Annotated in this window: 10 protein-coding genes; 6 read left to right on the plus strand and 4 right to left on the minus strand. The window is 71.0% G+C overall.

Annotated features, from left to right (window positions below; genetic code table 11):
• The coding region (locus ND748_RS16255; RefSeq protein WP_251746652.1) for a LysR family transcriptional regulator at window positions 1–671 on the minus strand (671 nt) is incomplete at its 3' end.
• Between the two features lie 60 nt (window positions 672–731).
• Here ND748_RS16255 and ND748_RS16260 point away from each other — a divergent pair.
• From ND748_RS16260 to ND748_RS16270, 3 genes are all read left to right on the plus strand, one after another.
• The gene (locus tag ND748_RS16260; protein WP_251746653.1) at window positions 732–2,297 is read left to right on the plus strand and encodes a hypothetical protein; all 1,566 of its coding nucleotides are present in this window, start codon (window positions 732–734) and stop codon (window positions 2,295–2,297) included.
• A 345-nt stretch (window positions 2,298–2,642) separates the two neighbouring features.
• On the plus strand, window positions 2,643–3,461 hold the full coding sequence (locus tag ND748_RS16265; RefSeq protein WP_251746654.1) for an acyl-CoA thioesterase domain-containing protein: 819 nt from the start codon (window positions 2,643–2,645) through the stop codon (window positions 3,459–3,461).
• Window positions 3,462–3,586: 125 nt separating this feature from the next.
• The gene (locus ND748_RS16270) at window positions 3,587–4,393 is read left to right on the plus strand and encodes a methyltransferase domain-containing protein (protein WP_251746655.1); all 807 of its coding nucleotides are present in this window, start codon (window positions 3,587–3,589) and stop codon (window positions 4,391–4,393) included.
• A 207-nt stretch (window positions 4,394–4,600) separates the two neighbouring features.
• Here ND748_RS16270 and ND748_RS16275 read toward each other — a convergent pair whose 3' ends face one another.
• The gene (locus ND748_RS16275; RefSeq protein WP_251746656.1) at window positions 4,601–5,527 is read right to left on the minus strand and encodes a LysR family transcriptional regulator; all 927 of its coding nucleotides are present in this window, start codon (window positions 5,525–5,527) and stop codon (window positions 4,601–4,603) included.
• A gap of 94 nt (window positions 5,528–5,621) precedes the next feature.
• Here ND748_RS16275 and ND748_RS16280 point away from each other — a divergent pair, with 94 nt between their 5' ends.
• The 3 genes from ND748_RS16280 (at window position 5,622) to ND748_RS16290 (ending at window position 8,745) form a co-directional block, all read left to right on the plus strand.
• Window positions 5,622–6,731: an epoxide hydrolase family protein gene (locus ND748_RS16280; RefSeq protein ID WP_251746657.1), complete on the plus strand. Its 1,110-nt coding sequence runs from the start codon at window positions 5,622–5,624 to the stop codon at window positions 6,729–6,731.
• Window positions 6,732–6,819: 88 nt separating this feature from the next.
• Window positions 6,820–7,710, plus strand: coding sequence for a fumarylacetoacetate hydrolase family protein (locus ND748_RS16285; protein WP_251746658.1), 891 nt, complete (start codon window positions 6,820–6,822; stop codon window positions 7,708–7,710).
• Between the two features lie 117 nt (window positions 7,711–7,827).
• Window positions 7,828–8,745, plus strand: a complete 918-nt coding sequence (locus ND748_RS16290; RefSeq protein WP_251746659.1) for a hypothetical protein — start codon at window positions 7,828–7,830, stop codon at window positions 8,743–8,745.
• A gap of 159 nt (window positions 8,746–8,904) precedes the next feature.
• Here ND748_RS16290 and ND748_RS16295 read toward each other — a convergent pair whose 3' ends face one another.
• Together ND748_RS16295 and ND748_RS16300 are read right to left on the minus strand one after the other, a co-directional pair.
• Window positions 8,905–10,101, minus strand: a complete 1,197-nt coding sequence (locus ND748_RS16295; RefSeq protein ID WP_251746660.1) for a radical SAM/SPASM domain-containing protein — start codon at window positions 10,099–10,101, stop codon at window positions 8,905–8,907.
• Between the two features lie 188 nt (window positions 10,102–10,289).
• Window positions 10,290–10,637, minus strand: a complete 348-nt coding sequence (locus tag ND748_RS16300) for a hypothetical protein (RefSeq protein WP_251746661.1) — start codon at window positions 10,635–10,637, stop codon at window positions 10,290–10,292.
• Window positions 10,638–11,007: the final 370 nt, after the last annotated feature.

The raw sequence follows: 11,007 nt of genomic DNA on the forward strand, positions 1-11,007 counted from the left end.
GCGCTGGCCTGTAGGGCGATCACCGGCCGCCGGCGCTGCGCGGCGCAGGCCTCGTCGAACACGGCGCGCAGGCCGGTCCCCGGCGGCATGCAGACGATCGGGTAGGACTCCAGGTCCCGCAGGGTGACCCGACGCCGTCGCGCCAGGGGGTGGTCGGGCGGCACGGCCGCGACGAGGCGCTCGCTGACGATGGTCAGCGACTCCACCCCCTCGACGGTGGCGTCCGCGGTGCCGACGAGGGCGAGGTCGAGCGCGCCGGCGCGCACCCCGTCGGCGAGGCGGTCGGAGGAGTCCTCCAGCAGCGAGACCACCACGGCGGGATGCGCCCGGTGGAAGGCGGCGAGGGCGTCGAACAGCGGCGTGATGGTGCAGCCGATGACCATGCCGAGGGCGAGTCGGCCGCGGATCAGGCCGGTCACCTCGCCGACCGCCTGGCTCACCGCCTCGGCGGCGGCGAGCGCGGCGCGGGCGTGTTCGAGCGCGGCCTTGCCCGCGACGGTGAGCGTGACGGTGCGCGCCGACCGGTCGAACAGCTCGGCGCCGAGCTCGCGTTCCAACTGACGGATCTGGGCGCTGACCCCGGACTGGCTGATGTGCACCCGCCCGGCCGCCCGGGTGAAGTTCTGCTCCTCGGCGACGGCGACGAAGTACTCCAACTGCCGCAACTCCATGACCAGCAATTTTAGTCGACGGCAGAACCATCTGTGGAACTTCTGATTTGAGGATGGCGCGTGGAGCGTCGCCATCTGGGGGAGCCTGCGCAGCGGGCGCGGGCGGCCCGGGCCACGATCGAGGCAGGCAGTGGTCTGCTGCCCGGGGACGGTGCGCTGCGGCTGGCCGAGCTGGGCATCTTTGCCGAGGACGAGTCGGTGCCGGTCGGATTGCTGCTGCTGCTGTGGCGAGCGAGCGCGGGGCTCGATCCCATGGCGGGCCGGCGGCTGTGCGTACGGATGGATCAGTTGTCGCTGATCACGCTGGACCCCGACAGGGGAGTGGTGTCCCTGCATGACGTGGTCCGGGACTTCATGCGGGCACAGCTCGGCGAGGCCCGCATCGCCACGCTGGACGGCCTGCTGGTCGACGCGGTGGCGGCCGGCCTGCCCGCCGCGAGGCCGCTGGTGGAGGGGGTGCCCTGCCCCGCGGTCGCGTGGTGGGAACTCGACGAGGATCAGCCGTATCTGTGGGACTACCTGGTGGCGCACCTGCTCGCCGCGGGCCGGGTCGATGAGGCGGACGCGGTCGCCGGTGATCTGCGGTGGGTGGGTGCCCGGCTGCGGCGGTTCGGCCCGGTGGCACCGTTCACGGATCTGTCGTCGGTGCCCGGCAGCCGGGCGCCGTCGCTGCGCGCCGGACTCTCCCGCGTCGCGCACCTGCTGGCCCCCACCGACCCGGCCCGGTTCGTGGTGGATGTGCTGCACAGCCGCCTGCACCAGGAGGCGTCCTGGGCACCGCAGGTTGTCGCCGTGCAGACCACCCTGGGACGGACTCGGCTGGTGAACCACTGGCCGCTGCCGGATCTACCCCACCCCGCGCTTCGACGCAATGTCACCGGCCACTCCTATGCGGTGCACGCGGTGGCGGTGGCGCCGGCCGGTACCTGGATCGTCAGTGCCGGCCGCGACGGGTCGGTGCGGATCTGGGAGGTGGCCACCGGCCGGGAACGTGCTCGCCTCACCGGTAGCACGGGCTGGGTGCGCGCGTTGGCGGTGGCGCCGGACGGTACGTGGATCGTCAGTGCTGGCGGTGACGGGTCGGTGCGGATCTGGGAGGTGGCGACCGGCCGGGAACGTGCTCGCCTCACCGGCCACGCCAGATGGGTGAACGCGGTGGCGGTGGCGCCGGACGGTACCTGGATCGCCAGTGCCGGCGACCGCGAGAGCTCGGTGCGGATCTGGGATGTGGCCACCGGCCAGGAACGCGCCCGCGGGCCCGATCACGCCGGCGCGGTGAGCGCGGTGGCGGTGGCGCCCGACGGCTCCTGGGTCGCCAGCGCCGGCGACTTCGACGGGTCGGTGCGGATCTGGGAGGTGGCCACCGGCCGGCAGCGCGCCCGCCTCACCGGCCACACGAGCTGGGTGAACGCGGTGGCGGTGGCGCCGAACGGCACCTGGATCGCCGGCGTCGGGAACGACGGGTCGCTGTGCGTGTGGGAGGTGGCGACCGGACGCTGCGCCGCGATGATGCGAGTCGACGGCGACCTGTACGACTGTGCCTGGAGCGCCGACTCCGCCATGGTCACGGCGGCCGGAAACCGCGGTGTCTACCTGTTCGATCTCCTCTCTCCCCTGGAGTCGTGAAGTCGTCGGCGAGTCGTAGGGCCGCCCCGGAGTCGTAGGGCCGCCCCGGAGTCGTAGAGACGCCCCCACGTCACGATCTCGCTGGTGACGTGGAGCGTCGCCGCCGGATAGCTCCTGATGGACGAGGGTGATGCAGCAAGATAGTCAACGGTGATGACGACATCCTCGGAGATTTCGATCAAGCACCGATGCGAATCCCAGGCAGGCCAGGACAGCACTCGGACGCTCGCCGGCCCTCGGTCGAGTCGGCGTCGCTCCCGTGTCGGCTTCGTCCTACGGCTGCGGCAACTGTTGCTGTCTCGCCAGCGGCTGTGGGAACGTCGGTCCCGTGCGAGTGATGAGCAGGTGAGCGGGCATTCCGTCGCCCAGACCCTTGAGCAGGCGTTGCAGATCGTCCGGGTCGGCGAGGATGACTTCCAGTCGGTGAGCCTGGTCGACACCGGCGGCTATCCGCTTTACGGCGGCCAGATCCTGGCCCTGGCGCTGCGGGCGGCGGCGATGACCATGGAACCCGACCGTCGGCCGCACTCGCTGCACGGCTACTTCCTGCGCGCCGGGCGGCTCGACGCCCCGGTCATCCTGCACGTCGACCGCGATCGCGACGGCCGTTCCTTCTCGGCGCGCCGGGTCGTCGCCCTCCAGGACGACAAGGTGATCTTCTCGATGGTCACGTCGTTCACCCGGGGCACGGGGGACTTCGTCCTCGACGCGGTGCCGCGGCTGGGCCGCACCTACACCGAGCCGCCGGACAAGCACCGGATGCTCCTGCTCGACCTGTGCGAGTTCACCCCCCGCCACCAGCAGGGCGACCGGTTCTTCTTCCCGGACCACGCCGAGATCCTCCCCGTCGGCCCGCTGTCGGACGACTGGCTGACCCACACCTGCGCCGTCGCCTACATGTCCGACATCGGCACCGGCTTCGGCCAGCACGCCGATCCCGGCATCGCCAGCACGGAATCCAGCGTCAGCCACTCGATCTGGTTCCACGCCCCGGCGCGGGCCGACGACGGGTTGACCCTGGAGATGTGGCCCAGCAGCGCCGCCAGCGGGCTCGGGCTGTACTCCGGCTCGGTCCGGGATGCCGCGGGCAACCTGGTCCTCGCGATCGCCCAGGAACAGCTCATCCGCTCCCGCCGACCGGCCCCGGACGCCGACGTGTCCTAGGCGGCGTCCCCACCCGCTCGACGATCGCCAGGCAGACGGTCCAACGCGCCGACGGCCTCGACCAGGGCATCTCACATAGTGAGATATCGATTCCATTCTGCGGAACGGAATGTTAAGTTCCGCGCATGCCCAACGCTCCCATCTACACGCACGGACACACCGAGAGCGTCCTGAGATCGCACCGCACCAGGACCGCGGAGAACTCCGCTGCCTACCTGCTCGCGGACCTGCGCCCCGGACTGTCGGTGCTCGACGTGGGCAGCGGCCCTGGCACGATCACGGTTGATCTCGCGGAGCGTGTAGCTCCCGGACGGGTCACTGCGATGGAGACGTCCGAGGCCATTCTGGAACTCGCTCGAACCGAAGCCGCTCGACGGGGCTGCACCACCGTCGACTTCCTCGTCGGCGACATCCACGCCCTGGAACTTCCCGACGCGAGTTTTGACGTCGTCCACGCTCACCAGGTGCTGCAGCACGTCGCAGATCCGGTGGCCGCACTGCGCGAGATGATCCGCGTCTGTCGCCCGGGTGGAGTCGTCGCTGCCCGCGACGGCGACTACGCGGGCTTCACCTGGCACCCGGCGAGCGCTGGCCTCGAGCGGTGGCGCGACCTCTACCGACGGGCGGCACGAGCAAACGGGGGCGAACCCGACGCGGGACGCCACCTCCTCGGTTGGGCGCACGCCGCCGGCGCCGGCGACGTCACGGCGTCATCGTCCACCTGGTGCTACGCCGACCCGAATGCTCGTCGCGAATGGGGCGACATGTGGGCCGACCGGATCACGAAGTCCGCAGTGGCGGACCAGCTGCTGACCTCGGACCTGGCCACCAGTGAGGACCTTCGCGAACTCGCCGACGCCTGGCATGACTGGGCCGATCACCCCGACGGGTGGATCAGCGTGCTCCACGGAGAAATCCTCATTCGGGTCTGATCGGCCGCCTGCTGGCGGTGGCCGGATGCCGGCCGACGCCTGCTGTTCCGCGCAACCGCGCCACGCGGACGAGCACGGCCTCGACGTCGACGTCGACGTCGACGATCAAGCCTGCTCGGGGATGCCACCGGCCCGGTAGGCGGCGAGCCGTTCCATCCCCTCGTCGTGGTCGGCGGCGCTCGTGTATGCGGGCGGAGTCCCCGCGGATCACGTTGTGCGCATCGGTCCAGCCCGGTGGGTTCCGGTAAGCAGAGCTTCGGCATGCTTGCGGAAAGCGGTGACCAGGCGGCTGCGGTCGCTGGCGCGAGTGGCGAGCACGACCTGGCTGGGCTCGACCCCCTGCAACGGGATGGTGGTGAGGCTGGGATGCAGGCCGGTCGCGTAGTCGAGGGGCGGCCCGATGGCCACAGCCTGCCCGGCGGCGATGAGTTCGTGTTTGTCCTCAAGGGCTTCGACCAGGGGGCCGTCGGGTGCGGGCCGCCCGTCGGGCCGAGGATCGAGCCGCCAGTAGGCGTTCAGCAACGGGTCGGACTGGCGTACGTGGGGGATCGGCTCGTCGGCGATGTCGTCGAGGGTGACCCACTCCCTGCCGGCCAACCGATGATCCCGAGGCACGACCAGCACGCGCGGCTCGTCGTAGAGGACGGCGATGTGAAGCTGGTCTGTGGGGAACGGCAGGCGCGTCACCACCGCGTCGACGCGGTGCTCCAGCAACGCGCCGCGCGAGTCGTTCCAGGCGAGCAGGCGGGTGTGGACTTCGGCATCGGGATTGCGGTCGCGCAGGGCGCGCACGGCCGCAGTGATGATCAGCCCCCTGGTGTAGCCGATGGTGACGCTGCTGGGCCGGGCCGCGGCCCGGGTGCGGGCCATCGCCTCGACCGCGGCGCGCAGCAGCCCCGTGGCCTGGGGCAGGAAGATCTCGCCGGCCTCGCTGAGCCGGGTGCCGCGGGTGGTGCGGTCCAGCAGGCGGACGCCCACCTGCTGTTCGAGGCGGCGGATCTGCCGGCTCAGTGACGGCTGGGTGGTGTGCAGCGCCTCGGCAGCACGGCCGAAATGCTGGTGCTCGGCGACCACCGTGAAGCACTGCACCAGCCGCAGGTCGAGGTCCACGGGCGCGGGGAAGGGATCGGACACCAACCCACTCTAGCTGGTGTTATGCGGGCTTCGTATTACGTTTTACGGAACAATCATTGGACCGCGGACCCCGTGTGGCGGCACCGTGGTGATCGTGACATCGGACAGCGTGACACCGTTTCGCATCGACATCCCGGACAGTGCCCTGGAGGATCTGAAGGACCGACTGCGCCGGGTACGCCTTGCCGGCCGGGAGACAGTGGCGGACAGCAGCCAGGGAGTGCAACGGGAGCGACTCGCCGAACTCCTGGACTACTGGGCCACCGGCTACGACTGGCGCACGCTGGAGCGGCAGCTCAACGAGCTGGGCCAGTTCCGCACCACCATCGACGGTCTCGGCATCCACTTCATGCACGTGCGCTCGCCACATCCCGAGGCCACTGCCCTGTTGCTGCTGCACGGATGGCCGGGCTCGTTCCTGGAGTTCCTCAAGACCGTCGGCCCGCTCACTGACCACGGCTTCCACCTCGTCATCCCCTCGATGCCCGGCTACGGCTTTTCCGACCAGCCCACCTCCACCGGCTGGGACCCGGACCGGATCGCCCGTGCGTACGGCGTACTCATGCAGCGCCTCGGCCATGACTCCTACCTGGCCCAGGGCGGCGACTGGGGCGGTGTCGTCGCGACCCGCATGGGGGCGCAGCGCCCGGCGGGCCTGCGCGCGATCCACGTCAACTTCCCCGAGTTCCTCGCCGCACCGCCGGTCGGCGACGATCCGACCCCGCAGGAGAAGGCCGCACTTGAACAGGGCAGCCGCTTCTTCGCCGGCCATTCCGGATACCACGTCCTGCAGCGCACCCGGCCGCAGACCATCGGCTACGCCCTGACCGACTCGCCGGCCGGCCAGGCCGCGTGGATCTACGAGAAGTTCCTCGACTGGGCCCGGCCCGACGCCCTCACCCCCGATGAGATCCTCGACCACATCTCCCTTTACTGGTTCACCGGAACCGGTGCTTCCTCCGCCCGCCTGTACTGGGAGTACGCTCGCCAGCCGCTCGTTCTGACCGAGCTGGACCTTCCCGTCGGGGTCAGCGTCTTCCCGGACGAACTGACGCGTACCCCGCGCCTCTGGGCCGAGCGCGCCTACCACGACCTGCGCTACTTCAACGACGACATCCCCGCGGGCGGCCACTTCGCCGCTCTGGAGCAGCCGGAGCTGTTCGCCGAGGAGATCCGCAAGTTCGCGCGGACGGTGGCCGCATGAGGACGGCCGTGATCACCGGCGACCCTCGGGCTTCCGCATCCGCCGACGTACGGCGACTCTGCGACTACGCCCGGGCGGTGCCTGCCCGATGAGGTGGGTCAGCTACCGCGGCGCGGACGGCTCCACCCGCTGCGGCGTGGTGCACGGCAACACCATCCACGCCCTGGGCGCGGGCCTGCTGGAGCTGCTGCGCGCCGAAGGCGGGCTGGCAGCCGCCGCAACCAGGGAACCGGCCGAGATCGTCGATCTGGCCACGGCCCACCTGCTGGCGCCGATGCCCGTACCTCCGGCGGTCCGGGACTTCGCCGCGTTCGAGCGCCACGTCAGCAACGCGGGTAAGGCAGCTGTCGGCGACGGCACGGTCAGTCCGGTCTGGTACGAGTATCCGCTCTTCTACTTCTCCAACCCGGCGGCGATCAAGGGACCGTGCGACACGATCCCCATCGCCCCGGACACGCAGTTGTGGGACTACGAGGTCGAGGTCGCCGCGGTGATCGCCGGAGACTGTGCAAACCTCGACGCCGCCACGGCGGAGAAGCACATCGCCGGCTACCTGGTCTACTGCGACTGGAGCGCACGCGATATCTCTGCGAGTGAGATGGGGTTCGTGTTCGGCCCGTCCAAAAGCAAGGACGCCTCGACCAGCCTCGGCCCGTTCCTCGTCACCCCCGACGAGCTGGAGCCCTACCGCTCGGACAAGGGCTATGCGCTGCGGATGGACGGATACGTCAACGACGAGCATTACGGCGGCGGCAGCTGGGACGAGATCCACTGGTCGTTCGGCGAGATGCTGGCGCACGCGTCGCGCGGTACCACGCTGCGAGCCGGTGACATCCTCGCCAGCGGCCCCGTGGGCACCGGCTGCATCCAGGAGTTGTCCGACCACCGCTCCTACCTGGCACCGGGAGACACGGTCCGGATCGAAGTGCAAGAACTTGGCGCAATCCTTGCCCGGATCACCGCGTCGGAACCGTCCTGACCTACCGGACAGACCCGAATACGATCTTGCACTTCACCGCTTGAGATCGAGTGCGGTCACCCCTTCGCCGCCCCGCACCGGACGTTGATCCGTCGACTTGCCAGGAGACAACCTGCGATGCATCTCGCCAGCACCTTTGGTCATGCCAGGACAGACATGAATGCCGTCCGCGAGGTCAGCCTCGCCATCAACGCGACCCACCTGTTCATCTACTTCATCCCCGAGGCACCGGAAGAGGCCGCCAAGCTCGGCGTGATCGAGTACGGACCGGCGTACTTCGCGTTCCGGTCGGCCCCGATGGGCGCAGTCCCGTGGCAGGTCACGCTCGCGGCCTTCTACAACTTCAGCCCGCGGTCGGTGCAGGCCATGGCAGGCGTGTGGGATACCGCAACGCCAGAGCAGTGGCAGGCCGCCCGCTTCGCGGCCGTCGATCGTGCGTTGCAGCGCGTCGACGTGAACCTCACCGCCGATCAGATCGCGGAGGCACGATCGCTGATCGACACGGTCGTCGCGAGTGCCGACTACGCCGGAAAGACGATGGCTGCCGCCAACGTCTCGGTCACCCTCCCACCGGATCCGCTCGTCGCGCTGTGGCAGCAGATCACGGTGCTGCGCGAGTGGCGCGGCGACGCGCATGTCATCGTGCTCGCCGCCAACAACCTCGGGCCGTGCGACTGCAACGTTCTGCAAACCGCGACAGGTCACTTCCCGGAAGCCATCGCACGTGCCACCCGGCTGTGGAACGACGAGGAGGTGGCGGCGGCAACGACACGCCTCGTCGCACGCGGCTGGCTCAACGGCGACGGCACCGCGACCGATGCCGGCATCGCGGCGCGCGAGCAGATCGAGGTCGAGACCGACGAGCACTGCGCCGCGCTGTGGACGCCGATCGGCGACGCGAACGTCCGTCGCCTCACCTCGCTCATCATGCCGATCCACGACACGTTCACCGCAGCGGGGACATACCCCTTCCGTGTGGAGATGGCAGACACGAGGTCCGCCGATCTGGAGGCCGCCAGGCAGCACCTTCGGTAAAAGCCTGGCCTACCCGTCGGCAAGGTCGGATCGTTGTCGGCGTCGCCCGGACTCGTGCGGCTCCTCGCTGGTCACGCGCGACCATCCCCATACGTATCAGGCGATTCTCGCCAGTAACCCTAATGCGGACCGTTTCGGCGGAATCGCGCTCCCGGGGCGTCAGTCGACCCAGTCGGCGGGCCAGCGGATGTCCGTCCCGGCGAGGCGGGGGCGTTCGGTCGTGGGCCAGGCAGCGTCCAGGTCCTCCTCGACGAGGGCGAACAGGCCGTGGTCGAACGGTTCGCCGGGCGGCGGGGCGGTCTGGACGAGCCGTTCCCGCCGGCCGGCCCGCTGGTGCGTCAGCGCGCGGTGGTGGCAGTAGGGATTGTTGCCGGGGCGGCCGAAGATGGTGTGGGCGGTCCAGGTGCAGCCGCCGCGGCAGACGTCCGCGAAGGCGCAGCCGCGGCAGAAGCCCCACAGGTTCTCGGCCGCGGCCGCCGTGCCCGCCGTCAGGTTGAGGCCGAGCTCGGGGGCGTCGCGCAGCAGGTCGGTGAGGCTGCGGTCACGGATGTTCCCCCCGGCGTAGTCCCGCGTGGGCAGCGACGGGCAACCCTTGATCGTGCCGTCCGATTCGATGCCGAGGGTGGACAGCCCGGCCTGGCAGCCGCTCCAGAAGGCCGCGCCCTCGGGGGAGCGCAGCAGCCGCTCGTAGGGGCCGTAGTAGCCGACGTTGTTCCCGGCGTGGATCCGGACGCCGTCCTGGCGGGCGCGCCGGGCGATCCGGGCGAGCAACGGGAACACCTCGAGCAGCTCGACCGGCTGGAGCAGCAGGTCGGCGTGGTCGGCCGCGTTGCCCATCGGGACGGTGAGCTGCCACTGCCAGGCGACGACGCCCGCGGAGCGCAGCCGCTGGTACAGCTCCGGGAGCTCCGGCGCGGTCAGCCGGTTGATCTGCGTGTTGCAGGTCGCCTCGACCCCGGCCGACCGCAGGCGTTCCATCGTCCGAAAGCACGACTCCCACGAGCCCGCCCGTCCGCGAAGTCGATCGTGGGTGGCGGTCATGCCGTCCACGGACACCGAGCACTGGGTGACGCCGGCCGCCCGCAGGCCGCGCGCCATCGCCGCGCTCAGCCGGTAGCCGCCGGTCGTGACCGTGCAGCCCATTCCTCGCCGGGTGATCTCGGCGGCGATCGTCAGCCAGTCCCGGCGCAGGAACGCCTCCCCGCCGATGAGCGTGACCTCGTCCACGCCGACGGCGTCGAGCTGGGCCACCACGTCGAGGGCCTGCGCGGTCGACAGCTCCGCCGGACGCCGGGCCCCGGCGCGCGAGCCGCAGTGCCCGCACGCCAGGTTGCACGCCAGGGTCAGCTCCCACACGGCGTAGGTCCGCCGCCGCGCCGGGCCCACACCCAGCCCGGGTAGGGGTGCCGTGGACGGTTGCGGCGACACCTGGGACGGGTGCGGCGGCGCCTGGGACGGATGTGGCAGCGCCTGGGACGCATGTGGCGGCACCGCGAACGAATTCGGCGGCGCCGCTTCAGGGCGCGGGGCGGAACCGGGCCGGCTCACCGCCGAAACAGCCGGCGCAGCCAGCCTCGTTCCCTTCGCGCGGTGGGTCGAATCCGGTCGTCGCGCGCCGGCAGCGGCGGCCCGCCGTAGACCGGGGCCGGTGCCGGCGGAGGCACCGGCGGGGGAGGACCCGGTTGCCACGGCAGCGATCCGGCGGGCAGCGATCCGGCGGGCGTGATCAGCGTCTGGTCGCCGATCTCCTCGCCGGCGGCCTGGCTGGCCTCCTCGGCGGCGAGCCGGGCCGTGATGTCGTCGGCGCGGCGCGCACCGACCTGCGCGTCCCAGCCGGGACCGCGCGGCAGCCGGGGATCCGGTCGCTGCTCTGGTGACTGGTCCCTTGTCATCTTCCACCCCCGTTCCAGCACATCATCGTCCAGCAGGCGATGGGGTCAGCAGGCGATGGGGCCCGGCGGGGTGGTGGAGCTGATCAGGGGTGGAGTCGGTCGGGTGGTGGGGAAGCGTCGGCGGGCGTGGAAAGCCCGCGAACTTCCGCGGTGCGGGGTCGGCGGCGCAGGGTGGGGTCGGCGGCGCAGAGTGGGGGCCCGCCCCGGGGGTTTGGACGGGCCCCCACTCTGCTGTCCGGGGCCGGCGGAGCACCGTCGTGTCGTGGGGGGGGGGGGGGGGGGGCCCCGCCCCCCCGCCACTCGTCTCCAGCTCCCGGCCGCGGCCACAGCGCGTTGGCCTGCCGGGTCTCGTCCAAGGCGATCAGCCGAC

Source organism: Frankia sp. AiPs1 (genome assembly GCF_023716945.1).
Classification (GTDB): domain Bacteria; phylum Actinomycetota; class Actinomycetes; order Frankiales; family Frankiaceae; genus Frankia.

What these genes read in the sequence shown, in the direction of transcription:
- ND748_RS16300 (WP_251746661.1), bottom strand. Translation starts at nt 10,637, where the DNA reads ATGACAAGGGACCAGTCACCAGAGCAGCGACCGGATCCCCGGCTGCCG.
- ND748_RS16290 (WP_251746659.1), top strand. Translation starts at nt 7,828, where the DNA reads ATGCATCTCGCCAGCACCTTTGGTCATGCCAGGACAGACATGAATGCC.
- ND748_RS16285 (WP_251746658.1), top strand. Translation starts at nt 6,820, where the DNA reads ATGAGGTGGGTCAGCTACCGCGGCGCGGACGGCTCCACCCGCTGCGGC.
- ND748_RS16270 (WP_251746655.1), top strand. Translation starts at nt 3,587, where the DNA reads ATGCCCAACGCTCCCATCTACACGCACGGACACACCGAGAGCGTCCTG.